Source organism: Massilia sp. BGA-UO-ETr-WB1 (assembly GCF_059567845.1).
The window spans coordinates 218,713-235,000 of sequence record NZ_JCAQOT010000026.1; the positions used below are offsets into that span (position 1 = coordinate 218,713).

19 protein-coding genes are annotated in these 16,288 nt (G+C 58.3%); 12 read left to right on the forward strand and 7 right to left on the reverse strand.

Features of this window, described 5'->3' with window-relative positions; translation table 11 throughout:
- Positions 1 to 510 precede the first annotated feature (510 nt).
- The 5 genes from AC56DV_RS23355 (at position 511) to AC56DV_RS23375 (ending at position 4,458) form a co-directional block, all read left to right on the forward strand.
- Complete coding sequence (locus AC56DV_RS23355) at positions 511 to 1,056, forward strand: hypothetical protein (protein WP_496316613.1); 546 nt, start codon at positions 511 to 513, stop codon at positions 1,054 to 1,056.
- Between the two features lie 47 nt (positions 1,057 to 1,103).
- Positions 1,104 to 1,349, forward strand: a complete 246-nt coding sequence (locus AC56DV_RS23360; protein ID WP_496316614.1) for a hypothetical protein — start codon at positions 1,104 to 1,106, stop codon at positions 1,347 to 1,349.
- Between the two features lie 199 nt (positions 1,350 to 1,548).
- On the forward strand, positions 1,549 to 1,917 hold the full coding sequence (locus AC56DV_RS23365; protein ID WP_496316615.1) for a hypothetical protein: 369 nt from the start codon (positions 1,549 to 1,551) through the stop codon (positions 1,915 to 1,917).
- Positions 1,918 to 3,280: 1,363 nt separating this feature from the next.
- Positions 3,281 to 3,484 carry a helix-turn-helix transcriptional regulator gene (locus tag AC56DV_RS23370; protein ID WP_496316616.1) on the forward strand — a complete coding sequence of 68 codons (204 nt, stop codon included), beginning with the start codon at positions 3,281 to 3,283 and terminating at the stop codon, positions 3,482 to 3,484.
- Positions 3,485 to 3,699: 215 nt separating this feature from the next.
- The gene (locus tag AC56DV_RS23375) at positions 3,700 to 4,458 is read left to right on the forward strand and encodes a plasmid recombination protein (RefSeq protein ID WP_496316617.1); all 759 of its coding nucleotides are present in this window, start codon (positions 3,700 to 3,702) and stop codon (positions 4,456 to 4,458) included.
- Positions 4,459 to 5,621: 1,163 nt separating this feature from the next.
- Here AC56DV_RS23375 and AC56DV_RS23380 read toward each other — a convergent pair.
- Complete coding sequence (locus AC56DV_RS23380; RefSeq protein ID WP_496316618.1) at positions 5,622 to 5,831, reverse strand: transcriptional regulator; 210 nt, start codon at positions 5,829 to 5,831, stop codon at positions 5,622 to 5,624.
- Positions 5,832 to 6,181: 350 nt separating this feature from the next.
- On the opposite strand from AC56DV_RS23380, the gene AC56DV_RS23385 reads away from it, so the two are divergent.
- Positions 6,182 to 6,367, forward strand: a complete 186-nt coding sequence (locus tag AC56DV_RS23385) for a hypothetical protein (protein WP_496316619.1) — start codon at positions 6,182 to 6,184, stop codon at positions 6,365 to 6,367.
- Here the strand turns inward: AC56DV_RS23385 and AC56DV_RS23390 are convergent.
- The 3 genes from AC56DV_RS23390 to AC56DV_RS23400 form a co-directional block, all read right to left on the reverse strand.
- Positions 6,364 to 6,495 carry a hypothetical protein gene (locus tag AC56DV_RS23390; protein WP_496316620.1) on the reverse strand — a complete coding sequence of 44 codons (132 nt, stop codon included), beginning with the start codon at positions 6,493 to 6,495 and terminating at the stop codon, positions 6,364 to 6,366. The two genes, AC56DV_RS23385 and AC56DV_RS23390, sit on opposite strands and share 4 nt — an antisense overlap.
- 127 nt (positions 6,496 to 6,622) lie before the next feature.
- Positions 6,623 to 6,913 carry a NadS family protein gene (gene nadS, locus AC56DV_RS23395; RefSeq protein WP_496316621.1) on the reverse strand — a complete coding sequence of 97 codons (291 nt, stop codon included), beginning with the start codon at positions 6,911 to 6,913 and terminating at the stop codon, positions 6,623 to 6,625.
- Between the two features lie 143 nt (positions 6,914 to 7,056).
- The gene (locus AC56DV_RS23400; RefSeq protein WP_496316622.1) at positions 7,057 to 7,536 is read right to left on the reverse strand and encodes a hypothetical protein; all 480 of its coding nucleotides are present in this window, start codon (positions 7,534 to 7,536) and stop codon (positions 7,057 to 7,059) included.
- A 109-nt stretch (positions 7,537 to 7,645) separates the two neighbouring features.
- Between AC56DV_RS23400 and AC56DV_RS23405 the strand changes: the two genes are divergently transcribed.
- The 4 genes from AC56DV_RS23405 to AC56DV_RS23420 all read left to right on the forward strand — a co-directional run bounded on the left by AC56DV_RS23405 (position 7,646) and on the right by AC56DV_RS23420 (position 12,449).
- On the forward strand, positions 7,646 to 9,181 hold the full coding sequence (locus tag AC56DV_RS23405) for a recombinase family protein (protein WP_496316623.1): 1,536 nt from the start codon (positions 7,646 to 7,648) through the stop codon (positions 9,179 to 9,181).
- A 601-nt stretch (positions 9,182 to 9,782) separates the two neighbouring features.
- Positions 9,783 to 10,955: an ATP-binding protein gene (locus tag AC56DV_RS23410; RefSeq protein WP_496316624.1), complete on the forward strand. Its 1,173-nt coding sequence runs from the start codon at positions 9,783 to 9,785 to the stop codon at positions 10,953 to 10,955.
- A 771-nt stretch (positions 10,956 to 11,726) separates the two neighbouring features.
- On the forward strand, positions 11,727 to 12,017 hold the full coding sequence (locus AC56DV_RS23415; protein ID WP_496316625.1) for an ADP-ribosyl-(dinitrogen reductase) hydrolase: 291 nt from the start codon (positions 11,727 to 11,729) through the stop codon (positions 12,015 to 12,017).
- 60 nt (positions 12,018 to 12,077) lie between these two features.
- Complete coding sequence (locus tag AC56DV_RS23420) at positions 12,078 to 12,449, forward strand: hypothetical protein (protein WP_496316626.1); 372 nt, start codon at positions 12,078 to 12,080, stop codon at positions 12,447 to 12,449.
- 432 nt (positions 12,450 to 12,881) lie between these two features.
- Here the strand turns inward: AC56DV_RS23420 and AC56DV_RS23425 are convergent, their stop codons facing one another.
- Both AC56DV_RS23425 and AC56DV_RS23430 read right to left on the reverse strand, forming a co-directional pair.
- Entirely contained in the window at positions 12,882 to 13,025 is a 144-nt protein-coding gene (locus AC56DV_RS23425; protein WP_496316627.1) for a hypothetical protein, read from the reverse strand.
- A 3-nt stretch (positions 13,026 to 13,028) separates the two neighbouring features.
- Positions 13,029 to 13,256 (reverse strand): hypothetical protein, encoded by a 228-nt coding sequence (locus AC56DV_RS23430; RefSeq protein WP_496316628.1) that lies wholly within the window; start codon positions 13,254 to 13,256, stop codon positions 13,029 to 13,031.
- Positions 13,257 to 13,564: 308 nt separating this feature from the next.
- On the opposite strand from AC56DV_RS23430, the gene AC56DV_RS23435 reads away from it, so the two are divergent.
- Positions 13,565 to 13,810, forward strand: coding sequence for a DUF7660 family protein (locus tag AC56DV_RS23435; protein WP_496316629.1), 246 nt, complete (start codon positions 13,565 to 13,567; stop codon positions 13,808 to 13,810).
- 98 nt (positions 13,811 to 13,908) lie between these two features.
- Positions 13,909 to 14,574, forward strand: coding sequence for a hypothetical protein (locus AC56DV_RS23440; protein ID WP_496316630.1), 666 nt, complete (start codon positions 13,909 to 13,911; stop codon positions 14,572 to 14,574).
- Between the two features lie 56 nt (positions 14,575 to 14,630).
- Here the strand turns inward: AC56DV_RS23440 and AC56DV_RS23445 are convergent, their stop codons facing one another.
- Positions 14,631 to 15,086 carry a hypothetical protein gene (locus tag AC56DV_RS23445; protein ID WP_496316631.1) on the reverse strand — a complete coding sequence of 152 codons (456 nt, stop codon included), beginning with the start codon at positions 15,084 to 15,086 and terminating at the stop codon, positions 14,631 to 14,633.
- Positions 15,087 to 16,288: the final 1,202 nt, after the last annotated feature.

Below are 16,288 nucleotides of genomic sequence, written 5' to 3' on the forward strand. Positions count from 1 at the left end.
GGCGAAAGGCAGGCTGGCCCTGCGCCACCGCAAGGCGCGACAGGAGATGAAGCGGCTGCCACTCGACCATCCGGCAAGGCTGGGCAATATGCACGGCAGCCAAGCTGCTCGAAGCGGCAGAGGCGCACAAGGAAGGCAAAAGGCTGTATGGCGGGACGGAGCGACCCGGCGACAAAGCGTGCGGGCATCTGTCGCCGGCAGGCGATGCTAAAAGCAATGCACCGGCGCTGAGTGCTGGGTGACGGCGCCTACGAGAGAGAAAGTGAAGTTGGCTTAGTGGCTGATGCTACCCTGACTCGCGGCACCCACATGGCACCGCAACCTGATTATAGAGGGAGCGGAAGATCCAGCTGGGCGCGCGCCTTTTCGTATATACGGTAAGACAGGAATAAGGCAAATCTTTAAGACATATAGGGGGTGCAGGCGGCCCCAAGACCGCCCCAACCACATAACGCCATTGGCCGACCACGTCGTTATAATGTGGAAATACTTTTCCTCAAGGTGATCAATATGACCGCAGCAGGTTGGGCCGATCTGTTCAAACATTTTTTGAATTCCCGGCTGTCGAGCGCAGCGGCTTTCGCGGCCACGGCAGGATATCTGGCCCTTGCCCACTTCACCCTGGTGCTTCCACCGCCGGCATTCGCTGCATGGCTAGTGTGGCTCGTGATGATCTTCTCAGGCTTCCAATGCGCTTGGTGGGCGGTATCGTCGGCGCCAGGGACGATCGTGGCCGCATACGCCAGCGTGGTTAGAGTCTGGCCAGTTAAGTTCAGTAAGCTCACAGAGGCAGAGATTTTTGTTCTGCAATACCTGAGCGAGCAGCCGCATTTGCAGGCCAGCCTCTATGAGATAGCGGAGCACCCCGGATTGCCTGAAGCGGCAGCCTCACGAGTCGCCGCGAACTCACTCATGAAGCGAGGATTGGTGGAAACGTTGAGGTCGGATCGGGTCAAGGCAACTACGAAGGGAGCAAGCTTCCTCATTGAAAACCGTCACCAGCCTGGCTTTGAACCGTCAAAGCGGCCGTCAAATACTCGAAGCTGGATGGGCTAACGCTGGGCCGGCCGGCACCCTACCCTGCTAAAGAGGAAGGAGAGCCAATGAACAAAGCGCGCCACATAGAATTCGATGTCACCGTCGTGTTCGGCCGAGCGGCCATCGCGGCAATACGCATGTCGCTGGCCCAGAGCCACGGTAGCGCGTTTGCTGATACATTCGTGGCGAAGCACAAGGGCGCGATCCAGCGTGCCGCCAGAGCGCGTTTGAATGGCCGCACGGAGTGCGAAGTGCGAGCGGAATTCCAGGGCATGCGATTTATCGGACAAGCTGGGACTACGCATGAATGACCAGGGCGCCTTTCCTCGTTCCGGTGGCTGACTTCACGGGAGGCCATACCATCCTGCGCGCCAAGCAACCTGACGTTAGAGGGCAGTCGTCACCTTCGCCTGGCTTCCGTTGTTGACCGGGCATCGTCCCGTGGTCAGGAATAGTTGCCCATCAAGCTGCGCCTGATATACTGTACAAAAACACAGTATCGAGTGCAAAATGCGGATCAAAATGACGAAGCTGCGGATGCAAGGCATCACGTTGCCAAGCCTGTCGCTTGGGCAGCGCGGGAAACCTGTCACCGGGGACCTTCTCATCCTTACTACCGATGACCAAGGACTGCACCGTCCGGTAAAGCTGGCGAGGCTAATGGCGCCAGGGACGCAGGTGATTCAGGAGACCCTGATCGAGCCGTGCATGGTCTGGGCCAGGCACGGCCGGTTTACGCTTGCCGGCTTCGAGCGGTCGATGAATCAGCACAAAGAGCGAGTGGAGTACGCGCAGTCGTGGTTATGCGAAATTGATTTGACGAGCGGGGAGGACGAGGCGGGCGCGCCGCTGTATCCTGGCCCACGCACGTACAGGTAGTCCATGAACTAGCATCAAACAAACATAACTCAGCGCCGGCATGTATAGCAGGCGATGACCGCCGAGCCAAGGAGCCTGCGCGCTGGGGCCATTGCGGCGCTGAATGCCCGCGTGCACTGCCTCGCAGGTACACTGGCCACTGCTCACGCAGTTCAGACAGCCCCCCTTTCGCCACGCCAGACACCGCCTGTAATTGCCGCCATCGATCTGGACATGCGATCGCTTGTTGACGCTGAGACGGTGGCACGCTGGCTACATCGCGCACCGCAGACCGTGCGCAAACGGGCAGGCCACCAATGCGGCCCGATCCAGGCGAAACGTCTTAGCGAATGGCAGCTGAGGCCTGTTGGCGCATTTCGCGCCATTTATACGACAGCTGCCAGTTGACCGTTGCCGAGTCCTGTTAGGTCAGCAAATCGGACCAGCGCATTTGGTGCCAGCCAGTTGATACAGAAAGGACAGCCCTCCCTGCTGGCCAAGCAGCCGCAAGACACTCAACGCAACAGCTCCGCAGGGCATAATCGAGGCCATGGCTCAGGCTGTCCAACTTGGACTCCGCCAAGGCGTCCGTCGTCCGCAACTTGCCCGCGACAGCAGGTGACAACAACCGCTGTCGGTATGTCACCTAAAATCGTCGCAGAGGCAAAATATCCGGCAAGCGCTGATCCGTTGTCGCGGCCAGAACTGCCATCCCCTTGACTTCGCAGTCAGCAGGCAGCACTTGTGGCCACCGGCGGACAGCGGCCAGGACAAACGCGGTACATCTTGCACCATCGCGGATCACTATCCACTAGGCGACGCTTGTAGCCCTCATCTGCAGACGCCATCAACTCATTCACGATGGCCGCCATGTCCTTGGCCATCGAACCGCTGGAAGCCCGCGCAGCCCAGGAGTTGAAACTCCTATAGCTACTCAAGCAGTACTAACCACTGCTCGTCCTGCTGCCCCAGTCTCCGCAGATACCTTCTCGCGGCCCTTCCGATTCTGTGCAAGGTGTCGAGCCGAAAAGAAAAGTGTTGTCGTTAGTCGCAGAAGTGCTAAAAGTGGATGCGCGTTTCTTTTTCTTGCGCTTTGCCATAGAATCGTTTTCAGTTTCACGCCATTCAATGCCGTGCCAGGACATCGCACCGCAGGGAACCCGTGAGACAAAGGAAAACGCCCCGGCGCTTGCCGGCACCAGGGCGTTTATTTGAAGCAGTTCGTATTGACGCAAGGCCAATCCAAACTTTGTCGTGAGAGACAATTTGGAGCGTAACGCAGTGGCACGCACGGGTCAAGGCATGACGCCATATAGCATCATGCCATATAAAAAAAACCAATTGTGTCCAACACTGGCTCTGCGTCCAACCTAAAGGACGTGATATGACGCAGTACGTGCAATTTCTCCGCCTGGATGCCGTGGTCGCCATGACCGGCAAATCCCGCAGCGCCATCTACGCAGCAGTCAAAGCCAAAACCTTCCCGCCCCCCGTGAAAGTTGGCGCCCGCGCCATCGCTTGGTCATCCACGGCCATCGTAGCCTGGCAACAAGCCTGCCTGTCCAACTCCACGACAAGCCCCAGCTAACGCCGCAGCCGAAGCTGCTTTCGCATCACTTTTCCGCGTGAGCTAACAACTTACGCGGCGAAATGTCGCACTGGCAGCACTGGTGCGTGCTTCAGCCTGCCTTCGGGCCACTGCTGCACGCGCTCTTCCATACCCAATGTCCAGCGATGGAGGCAGGGTTACGCCTACACCTCCAGTGATGGACGCTGGCGAATAGCGCTTTCTTAAGGAACATCATGATGAAGAAATCCTTTCCGTTCATGCGCATGAAACCACTCAGCAAAAAGACGACACGTGCCTCCGCAAACGCGGTGGTCATCCGCAACTGCGCCATGCACAACCTCCGCGAAATTCCGTCCACAGGCCGCGATCACGTCACGGGCGCCATCCGCCCTGAGCGTAGCCGGGACAACGTCATCCTGGCGGGTCCACGCTCGGCACTAGAGGTTGCTAACTTCGCTTTGCACCTGATGGCCGCCGCTTCACTCACCATCGCACGTAAGAACGCCAACATGGGCAGCGAGGTTGTGTTTTCGCTAGAACCCGGCAGCGTGGAGAATCCTGTCGATTACTTCCAAGCCTGCGTGGCATGGCTGCGTGCATATTACGACGTTCCAGTCATAAGTGCCGTGTGCCACTTCGACCAAGCCAAACCGCACTGCCACGTTCTCCTGCTGCCCCTGCGCAACGGCAAGTGGTTAGGCGGCTACTTGTTCGGCAAGCGCTCCGCCCTCAGCTTGGCGCAGAAGACGTTTCGCCAGGAGGTTGCCACGCGCTTTGGCTTGGACTGCTCAAGCGTGCGCCCCAAAGCCTCAGCAAAGCATCGCGGCTTGAACGAGGAGACGCTCATAGCGCATACGCTGGACCAGCCAACGCAACCGCTCGATGCCGGGGTTATGTCGGCCCTGGTTGCGCCGGCCGTGTTCACGGAAAAGCTGGCGGCGTCACTGCAACAAGCAGGCGGCGGTTCTGCGCCTTCCCCGTCGGAACGCTGACACCGAAGTACTGGGCGCACCATGCGCTAGAGAATGGCGCGCCTGTCACGGACGCACCATTCTCTATCCTGTGTTAGCACAATGAAGGCGAAAGCCTGCAGTAGGGGGCAGCAGTTCTGCGCAATCGACGTCAAACAGTACCCAGCTCGGTCAGTACAACCTGCCCGAGCGTGAACAAACCGAACACGCTGACAATAGACCGGTGCAGGTCTTTCCTACTCGGTGCCGCTCCTGAATGCCAGTGCACACTGATTGACTGCCCGGCGGGTAAGAATAGAATCTGGCGCGTCTCGCTGCAACAACAACGAATGGATACCGCCAGATTCATGACCTCCACGATACCGTCCCGATTGCATGCGTCCAAGCGCCAGCAGGCAATGGACACGATTGCAGCCAATCTGTGGTGGTGACACCCCTTAGTTTCCGCACTTGGCGCATGCACCCACCGGCGATGTTCAGCAAAGGCACGCGAGAACTGGTACGCATCCAAGTACGCAGCGCGCACGCGAGAACGCACGACGTGCGTACCGAGCGCATGACTGTCGAGGCGGCGGCAATGGCGGTAACGGTGGCAACGCATGCGGGCGCTTGCTGAAACAGACAAGCTGGGATGTAAGGATGGATTCAAGCGGCTCAAAATTGAGCCGCTTGCCTTTGAGGCTACTGACAATGGGCTTCGCCCTACTCCATGCCATGCGGTTCAAGCCGGCCGGTATCGCTGCATTCAACGCCATGGCTGCCTACGTCATCTTGCGATCAGCAGCCAGTGCGGCAGCAGATTCAGCCTTTCTGGAACAAAGCCACGCGCCAGCATAACGGGCATCAAAACAAGGGAGCGCCACGGCGAAACTAACCCTGAGATTCCAGCTCATGTAAGCAAGTGAGCATGTGAGCATGTAAGTAAGCCTAGCAGCGCCGCGACGATGCCATACGAGAAGCCCTACACTGACGCCTGAAGGCGTGCGCAGCCCGTTGCGCACCTCACCACGGACTCGTTGGCAAGGCGGCGAAAACTGATTTCCCCCATGATCAAGTGGGCCAGTAGTTCGTCGGTCAGGATGGCACGGCGCTGCGCGTCGTTCAGCGATTCATCGCTGGCCCGGCCTAGCCAACATGATTGAGCTTACCGAGGCTCGCAGCACGCCCGTGTGGTCCAGCCAAGGCTAAAGACCGATGAACTCCGTCTGCATCAATCCGGTTTTCGGATCGACCAGGCCAAGTTTCAGGCCTCGGCCCTTGCCCTCCAGGGCGGCCAAGTACAGCTGCAATGCTTTTCGCAGCAGCTCGCTCGTGCTACTGTCGGTGGCGGCCACCGCCAGATTGATATCACGGTTGAGGTCGTCGGAAAGCACGACATTGAAGCTGGTGGACATGATTCTTCCTTGATTCAGATGATGTGTGAATTTTACACATGATCGACGCATCACTAGTCCGCGCTAAAACCTGACTGCGGTTCGCCGCAACCAGCTTCGCACCGCCACGACGCGCTTTCATGTCCGCACGCCATCGGCCATACGGGCGCTGTCATTCCACGAGCAGCGTTATCCAAGCTGTACCGAGCCGGGGGCGATCAGTGCGCGCCATCGCCGAACTGCATGAAGTGACGGAGCGGGCGATACGCAAGAGGGCCACAGTGAATGCCTGGCAGCGCGACCTGACGGCCAAGGTGCAGCAGAAGGCCCGCGACTAGTAGGTACACACTGCTCACGCGAAAGCGCATGGTGTGCGTACCAAGCGCGAGATAGTCGAGGCGGCGGCGCTGACGGTGGTCACGGTGTTGTGCGAACATCGGCGCGACATCGCCACCGGGCGCAATGTCGTGGCCGTGCTGTCGGCGCAGCTACTGTCGGCGGAGTGCCGGCGCGACGAGCTGGAAAACCTGATTGAGCTGGATACAGCCGAGGGCTAAACCGGCGAGCGCCGTGTCAAGCTGATGAAGGCGGTATCGCGGCCGGTCCACGCCAGCACCATGCGCGACCTGTCCACGGCCATGAAGAACCTCTTGGGCTGGAGCGGCAGACCTTCAACGTGCAGCACTTACCGGCGCCGGACGTGCCGGCCCCGGCCAAAGCGCCGCCCAGCCGTGGCGGATGCGTTTGCGGAGCTGAAAGCGGCATTCGCGGGCCGCATCAGCAAGGAAAAAGCGGCGAGCTAGCCGCCAGGATCAGGCGTGCAGCGTTTTCAACACGAACTCGGGGGAAGCCTGCACTAGCTTGAGCAACGCCGCCGCTGGGCCGCGTGGCACGCGCCGATGCTGCTCCCAGTTTTGCAGCGTGTCGATGCTGATGCGCAGCAGGGCGGCGAATTCGGACTGGCTGAGGCCGGTTGTCTCGCGCACCAGCTTGACATCGGGGGCGATCACGGTAAAGCGACGGCCAGGAGCCAACTCGCCGCGCTTGATGGCGACAGCTTGCTTCAAACTCTCGGTTATCTCATTGAATATTGCTTTGTCCATTTTCGGGTAACAGTTCGGCAACTGAAGGGAAGAAAAGAAGGGGCGCGGCGCATTGCATGGCGTCTGAATTATATACGTCATTGGCGGATACCCCTATGGGGCGCACGCTCTCCCACGCTTATGCTAGCCCTGCCCGACTGAATTCACGCTGCGCTGAACAGCTCGTTGGCGCTCGCAGCCTCGGCGTTGGTCGCTGTCCAGCTACCGAAGAAGCGGCAAGCGATACCGGACATGGTGGCGGCGAGTGTGTCGAAGTTGGTGATGGTGAAGTACGGCATGCGGTTCCTCTGTTGTTGAAGACGGCACCATTGTCGCCACTGGACTGCAATTCGACTTTTGTCCGCTAAGAATCCGCCGAAAGATTTTTGAGGGCCGGATAGATTCGAGAGGTGCAGTCCGTGGGGCATTTGGCCCCCACCCCGGCGGGGTGCATAAGTTTGCGCAATATCAACGCGCCGCCAAGCATTGCTGGTAGCCTGCGGTAGGAGGGAACCATGAACAAGAGCAGCCACATAAAATTCGATGCCGCCACTGTGTTCGGCCGCACGGCAGTCGCGGTCATACGCGTATCGCTCGCCGAAAGCCATGGGCACGCGTTTGCTGATGCATTCGTGGTCGATCATGCAGGCGCGATTCAGCGTGCCGCTAGGGCACGGTTAAATGGCCGCATGGATGCCGAAGTGCGAAGGGACATTCATGAGCTGCGACGCATAAGCCAAGGCCCATCGTCCCATGACTGACCCGGGCGCCAAGGCACAAGCAAAGTGTGCGCCCTCGCGCCGGGCGGCCATCTATGTACGTATGTCCAGCCGCCCCCAAGACCACTCCATTCAGCATCAGTGCGACCGGCTGAACGAGTATGCCCAAAAGCACGACATCGAGATTGTGATGATGTATGCCGACGCGGGAAAGAGTGGCTTGCGCATCAATGGCCGCGACGGGCTACAGGGACTGCTAGCTGACGTGCAGGCGGGAGCGCCGGGCTTTGAACTGGTGCTGGTATACGATGTGAGCCGCTGGGGCCGGTTTCAGGATGTGGATGAAAGTGCCCATTACGAGTTCGTGTGCCGGCGGGCAGGCGTGCAGGTCGTGTACTGCGCCGAGCAATTTGAAAACGATGGCTCGGCCATGTCCTCGTTGCTGAAGGGCGTGAAGCGCACCATGGCGGCTGAATACAGCAGGGAGCTGTCAGCAAAGGTGCTTGCTGCGCAGTGCAAGTTCGCCGGGCTGGGCTTCAAGATGGGTGGCTTGCCAGGCTATGGACTGCGGCGCATGTCGTTCGACCACATGGGAAAGCGTCGGCGGATGTTGCAGCCAGGTGAGCGGAAGGCTGCCCTAACGGACCGCGTGAGATTGTGCTGGGGGCCTGACTCTGAGGTGGAGGTGGTCCGCCGCATCTTCGACATGTACGTCCACAGCCGCTACGGGGACACCAAGATCGCCGAGATTTTAAATCTGGAAGGTATACCCGCCGAGCGTGGGCGACCATGGACTGCGTTTCGAGTCAAGAATGTCCTGCAGGGCGAGAAATACATGGGCCACGCAATCTTCAACAAGCGAACTGCGAAGCTCAAGACCCGGATGGCATTCAATGAGCCTGCGGCAGTTGTTCGGATTGAAGGCGCAATGGAGCCGATCATTCCGGCTGACCTCTTCAGGCAGGCTCAGCTTGAGCGCAAAGCGCGTTTGGCTCCGTGGCAGAGGGAAGAAATTCTTATGCTGTTGCGCAGGCTGCATGACAAGTGCGGCAAAGTTGACGCTAAGCTGATCGCCGCCGAACCGGGATACCCTGCACCGCGCTACATCAAAGAGGCGTTTGGCACCATGGCGGATGCTTACCTGATGGCGGGGCTACCGATCACCAAGACGCTGGCTTATGCCAGGACCACCCGCGCTGTGCGCCAGACCTTGCACGCGACCATTTCGGCGGCGAAGATGCTTATCGTGCAGGCCGGCGCAGCCCACGCGCCAGGGGCAGCGAAATGGTGCTTGCTGATAAATGACCGGCTCATCCTCAAGGTCGTGGTTTCAAGGAGCCGCCACGATCAGCAGGGTCGCATTCGGTGGCGGATACCTGTACGCACCGTGCCAATTCCTGACTTCGTCCTGTGTGTGCAGATGAATAGCGCAAACGCGGCAGTGTTAGCCTACTTTCTCGTCCCCGTTGCTGATTTCAGTGAGGGCCATATCATCCTGCGTGGCGAGCGTCCAGAAGATCGTGCGCAGTACCGATATTGGAGTCTGGCCGCCATTTTTGGTGAGGTGTAGGCCAGCGCCTCGACTGGAGCGCTGAGCGGGTATTGGCAGCCATTGAACTCAAGATGCGAACGCATGTGGACGCCGCAACGGCTGCGAAATGGGAAATTCGCGCTGCGCTGAACAGCGGCGACTTTCAAGGTGGCCGAGCTGTGGAAGACTATCGAGAATGGCAGTGACGCCGGGGGGCAGCCATGGCTTGGGCGCAATGACCGATTCTTGGCCTGCAATCTGCGCCGGCTGGACGCGCCGCACGCGTGGCTGCATACCCGCTGCAGCGAAGTGGGGGCCAACACGAGCGGCTACTTGTCGGCTGAAATTTGTCCGCTGTCCGTGCATAGGTGAGCCAAAAGCCGACCTCCCGTGATCCCTATTGGGATCACCAGTGAGCCATGCGGGATCACGGATGATCGGATTTTGCGCATGGATGAGCTGAAATCGTGCACCAGTGATCCCTATTGGGATCATCGCGGCCTAACCGCCACGACTAACACTTGCGCGGGACGTGCAATTTTCATGAAGCAGATAGTTTCACTTTCGCCTTATATCGTGCCTCTGTTTGATAGACTGGGGCTGGTGGGATAACCATACGAACAAATTCAAGAAGCTCAGCATGGATACAGCACTAAACCCATTTTCGCCTGGTGCGGGTAGTCAGCCGCCCGAGTTGGCCGGGCGCGCTGACGTGCGCGAGACGGTGCGCATCCATAACGAACGGCTGCGCATCGGCCGTCAGGCCAAGAGCGTGCTGCTGGTTGGCCTGCGCGGCGTCGGCAAGACGGTCTTGCTCGACCGCATGCTGATGGACGCCGAGGCGGTCGGCCTGCACACCATCCGGCTGGAAGCGCCGGAAAATCACTCGCTCCCCGCGCTACTGGCGCCCGAGCTGCGCCGCGCCCTGCTGCGGCTGAGCAAACTGGACGCCGCCAAGGACATGGCGGTGCGCGGCTTGCGTGCGCTGGCCGGCTTCGCTGGCAAGCTCAAACTGACCTACAACGACATCGAGGTCGGATTCGACTACGAGGCCGAGCCGGGCCTGGCCGACAATGGCGACCTGGAAAGCGATCTGACGGCGTTGCTGGAACAGGTCGGCCGCGCCGCCCGCGCCGCTGACACGGTGCTGCTGATCTTCATCGATGAATTGCAGTACGTACCCGAGCCGCAGCTGGCCGCGCTTATCTCGGCGCTGCACCGCTGCGCCCAGGCCGCGCTGCCGGTGGCGGTGATCGGCGCCGGGTTGCCGCAGCTGCGCGGCCAGATGGGCGAGGCGAAATCATACGCAGAACGCTTGTTTGAGTTCGTGGATGTTGGCCCGCTCAGTGTCGCCGATGCGCAGGACGCGCTGCAAAAGCCTTGCGAGGACGAGGGCGTGTCCATTGACGAAGGCGCCTTGGGCCTGATCGTTGACAAGACGGGCGGCTACCCCTATTTCCTGCAAGAGTGGGGCAAGCACGCCTGGGACCGGGCGCAGCAAAGCCCGATCACGCTGGCCGACGCCGTGGACGCCACGAACGACACGATACGGGCGCTGGACGCGAGATTCTTCCGGGTCCGATTGGACCGCTTGACCCCGGCCGAAAAACGCTACCTGCGCGCCATGGCGCAGCTGGGTGCCGGGCCGCACCGACCCGGCGATATCGCGCTGGCACTCAACCGCGATACGAAGCAGCTAGCCCCAGTGCTCGGCAAGCTGATTGCGAAGGGCATGGTCTGGAGTCAATCGGACGGCGCCATCGCGTTCACCGTGCCACTATTCGACCAGTTCATGCGGCGCGCCATGCCTTAGGCTCCAGGCGTCGAACAATCGCCACGCGGGGCGTGCCGCTTCAACCGAGACGTTGGAGAGCAAGCCTAGGGCCTTCGCCATCAAGTTGAGTGTTGTTACCGACCCCAGATTGATTTGCTGGAGCAGAACGCATTCGGCCTGGCTGTGAGCAGGGAACAGCGGCAACCGCCACACCCTGCATGGCGCAACAGCGCCGCGCATCGAGTAGGCCAGGTAGACACCGTTGAGGAAGGCTAGTCGAGCCAAGCCGTGCATGCGCCGCTAGTTGCGTCACACTCCACGAGTCCTTTGACACGCTGATGAACACGGGTTCGCCCACAGGGTCAGCCTGCAGTTCATCGCCCAGGATGGCGTGGCGTTGTGTCGTTCAGCGTCGCATTTTTGAGTGTAAACAAAAATTCACAAGGTACGTACCGAGCGCGAGATTGTGGTGGTGACCGAGTTGCCGTTGGTGGTGGCGGTGAACGAGCATCGGCGCGACAACTTCACTGGGCACAACACCGCGAGGATGTTGTCAGCGCAGCTTTGGTAACGGGCCGGTCAGGAATGCTAGAGATCGTTCGTCTTGGCGGAGGTCAGCACGACAGAACCCTCCTCTGCATCATTTTTCAAGTAAGCGTAGAATTTGTCGTATATACTAACTACCCGTTCAAAAAAGTGGCACTGCCTTGTCCTTACAGGTGAGAACTTCGCGGAGAGTACATTTTTGTTGCAAAAGCTCAATAAAAGCCGTATGTTTTGTATATACAGCGCTTTTGATTGAGGACAATCATGCGACACCTTGTTATTTCTGCAGCAGTTCGAGAGAAGCTTGAGGTAAAACACGGGGGCGTCTCCGAGAACGAGATCAACCAGTGTTTCGAGAACCGCTGTGGCGTTTACCTGGTGGATGAGCGCGAGGACCACAAGACGGACCCAGCGACTCTCTGGTTCGTGGCTGAGACGAACGCCAGGCGAACTTTGAAGATTTGCTTTATGTACATTGATGGAAATGTCCATATCAAAAGTGCTTATAAACCCGACGGCGCTGAGATCGCGCTCTACGACGACAAGGGCAAGTAGCTGCCGGCGGTACGCGGGTTGTCAAGATTGCCGAATTTACGGCATCCAAAGGAGAAAGTGATGAAAAAGGGAAAGATCGCCGGCACCACGGAAGCGTGGGAAAACGGCGCGCTGGGCCGTGATGCGGCTCACGCCGTTCCAGTATCAGCAGAATTGGTGAACGAGATCGATGATGCCTTAGGATTGCAGATGATATCGATCCGGCTCCCGAAGGAGTTGATTGAAGAGTTCAAGATGGTGGCTCAGTATCACAATGTCGGCTACCAGCCGTTGATGCGGGATGCGCTCAAGCGGTTCGCCAGCGCTGAGATCAAAAAGATTGCAGCTCAAGTAGTGAATGATAAGGCGGCAAAAGCGGCAAAGGGACAGCCAGACAGTGATCCGTGCCCGCCCACGGTGCAATCCAAGCATTCGGAAAAGCACGCGGCATAAACCACTTGCGCTTCAGAACCATAGCCCACTAGTTGGGCTATTTTTTTTGCTACTGCCGAAATTACCTCATTGGCCTCGCTGCTTGCAGGTCCTCAGCCTGTGCCGCATGGGGGGCAATCGGCTGGCGCGAAGAACCGAAGATGAGATGGCCGCCGTCGAACGTCGATTACCGTGCGCCTGATCGGCGTATGCTACAGCGACGCAAGCGACATCCCCGCTAGGTGATGGGCGTTTTTTCCGTTCTAGGGCTTTTAGGTGAAGTTCGGCTGCTGAATCGCCGCCTTCGTACTCATCACAGCCTTTGCTTCACCAAGCCGGGGGGGCGCCTAAACGCCGGGGGCGGAGGAGTTGCGTGGTGTAGTTCTCGAAAATAGTGTCGGTCAGCGCACGGAGTTGCGCGCCGCCTCTTGGGCTATTTTGACGCCAGTCTGCCTATGGCGCTGTCGCCACCATCGCGCTGTGCAGGTTCTCCAGCAACAGTTCCGCCGCTTCCCGGCGCGTTGTCGATGCCGCCAGCATTTCCGCGTTCAACACTTCCTCGTTCTCCCCGTTTTCCGGGGTGCTCAGAAACGCCATCGCTCAGCGCGGCTCCCAATTCTCCATCCGGTTGATCCGCGCCATCAGCTGGTCGCTGTACGGGTCTGCCAGATGGCGGCCGGCCCCGTTGTCCAGCCCCCAGCGCATCAGCGTCAGCACCGCCAATTCCGTACTGGTTCCCCAGTCGTCCAGCAGGAACGCTTTCGCCACCTTGTTTAGTGGCAACTGATTGGCCAAGGCCACCCGGTTCATTTGTGTTTGGTCCTTCATACGCCCCCCTTGGAAACGCGCCGGCAGGCTACAAGGCCTTTTCGCGCCGTCCGACCTGCGGCGGCGAAGCTGGACCTGAGATTCCTGCTCTTGTAAGCATGTAAGCACGTAAGCATGTAATCCAGACACTCAACGGTATTCCGACACCTGCTCTCCAGCCCGGACATCCATTCTGTATCGCAAGGAGTGCGCAGCTACGACACGCTATGAGATTGCGCGTACTGTTCTGATACGTAAACTGCTATCCTCATGCTCGCCGGCCGAGTTCGGCCACAAGCGGACCTTACAACATTAACTTCGACACGAACATGCAGTTACACGAGCAGCTTGAAGCTGTAACAGATGAAGCGACATTTCTGGGATTCGTCCGAGCGCTCGCTGCCGACCGGCGAGCAAATGCCGAGGCCTGGGAAAATGGTTCGATTGAGGACTTTTTAGAGGCTTCTAGCAGCTGGGCAGAGGACTCAGAATTCGGCTCAACCCAAGGGATTTCAACCGCGTCGCCTTGGAAGAAGTTCGCGATATTTCTTTACTGCGGAAAGATGTACGAATAGGGGTACTGTGCCGCCGACGGCAGGCGGCCAGGAGCTGCCATTGGCGCATGCAAGCGGCATTCTGGCGAGCGTGGCGAATCGAACGGTAATATTGACACATGGAAAAACTCAAAGCATCTCTGCCCGCGTCCTCTGTTGTAGGCGTCAAAAACCTCAAGGATGGCGAAAACATAAGCCATTTCTTCAAGCGGTTTTATGAGAGCGATCTAAGCCGGGACTTTGGCGTCTACCGCCTGTCGCTGGATGTGCTTCGCCCGCACATCCAGCAGCACATCATCGACCACGGCTTGTCGTCGCTCTTTTATAGCCACATGACCTGCGATGCGATCACGCATCCGGGCTTCACGACCGACGAGATCGAGGCAGTTGTCATAGGGATCATGAGCAAGTTGGACGGGGTAAAGCACCTCCTCATCATCGATGCGTTTTTCTATGACGACAAGCCAGAGTGCTTGCTGTTGCTTGAGAGAATCGTTAGGCGGATTTCCAGCAAACTAGAAAAGATCACGGTCATCACTCACGGCAAGAGAGCGAGCATGCGACCGGGGATGCACAATGTCTTTTCTACGGTAGTGCCGGGCATCCAGATCAACGACCTGGTCACGGAGGACTTTCACGATCGCTACTGGATTGACATTGAGAACACCAAGGGAGTAATGGTCGGCACGTCTCTCAATGGGATTGGGAAGAAGATCGCGATGATCGATCACGCAAATGCCGCAGATACCCGAGAGATTATTCGCCTCGCCTCTGACTTTCTGTAGTCAGTTCAGGCGCGAGCCTGAATTGCCCAGGATGTCCCAACGCGACGAGATGGATATCAGCCTCCGGGCAACCAAATCGTCGCAGCAGATGTCAGCTTGGGGGCGGAAGCAGTCATACAGCTTGTTCTGCTTTTGCACCCGTTCCTTGGCAAACAGGGCTTGAGTGGTGGCGTGGCCGTATAATTCGTGGAAAATTGTGGTCCCAACTCTTTGGCCGTGGCATGCGCATCTTCGACTACATATATCGTACCGTCATAAAGTACGCCCTCGCCCGCGCCCACCTTCTGCGCGCTCGCCGAGTCGCGCAGGTCTTCGGGCAAGTCGGCCATCGAGCGAACTTTCTCGATGCGGAACGGGACGCCGCCGTTGCCGCGAGCCTGGAAGGTGCGCTGAACCCGTGCCACGACTTGGTCCGCTTCTTTGGTCGTGATGGCGAGGTGTACGTTTTCCGCGACGGACGCCGCATTACCTTTCGCACGCACATATAGCGCATCGGGCAGTTGTTTACCCACACTCGGCGCACTCACCGCTTCCCTAACTGCCCAGTCTTCCGGCGGGAGCGATGCGCACGACTCAAGAACGCATGCATTCGGCCCGCTTCGCTGATAAGCCTGCGACAATAACCCAAGCCCAGCTGCGTATGTCTTCCTTGCGAAGCAGTTTGGGGGTATTCTTGGGGGTACATTTCTTTATCGAACAGGAATTTTGCGAAATTTTCAGACTGAAGGATAGCAATAGTTCGGTAGCCGCCGTCCCACCGAACAAAAAAATTGGGCTCCAAACGCAAGTTTGGGGCCCAATTTTTTTGTTCGTCGCGCAGCCAGCAGGAAGCGGATCCGCGTCCGTCCCCGACGGACGCGGGGCTTTTGCGGGAATTCGGCGAGCGCTGCTCGCCGCCGCAAAAGCGGGTTGCGCTTGCAAGCGCAACCCGCTCCGATTCGCCCATTCCGAAAATCGCCTTTGGCGATTTTCCGCGTGCGTCATCTATCCGTGGAGCACGCTGATCACGCATCCACGAGAAATTCTTGTATAGTCTTCACAATTTCAGTGAGGAACGCATGAATAAAAAGATACTCCTACTAGTTTCATTCGCATTGACCGCCTCTGGTACTGCAGCGCAGGGGCTTTCACCAACTCACTACCGCGCGACTATTGCTTCTTAGGAGCCGAGGCAGGTCTGCCGGCACGCCCAACAATTCGACCGATACTTGCGGGATCAATTACATCGATATCGGAAAAACACCTGGGCGCAATGGATTGCTCAACAATCTCGCGTTTTATTCGATGAACAATCCAGCAAATCGTGACGAGCTGCAGCGCGTCAGCATGATTTAGAATGTAAATAATGCAGTTGACGCAAAGACTGCTAGCGAAGCTTTAGGTTAAGTCAGCGGCAATTGTCAGCAAGAGAATTCTAGGAGCAGAACCAACTGGTCTGGCGATAGTTATTCGTGGGGGCAAGAGCGCCGCGTGGACCACGGAAAATTGGCGCACTGAGGTGATTTCGATTGGCCGACTGGGTTAGGCTCGACATCTTTGTGAGGTTTATTCCCACCCGCACGCAACAGCAATAATTGATATAGGCAAAGCCCCAAAACGATGTCGATAGGTAGGAGATTCACATCGAAGGCTTCCCGGACGCTATTAAAGCAGTTTCACTCCGAGGTCCACTCGCAAAACGGCTCGCGCACCTCGGCCAACACAAGGCTGATCT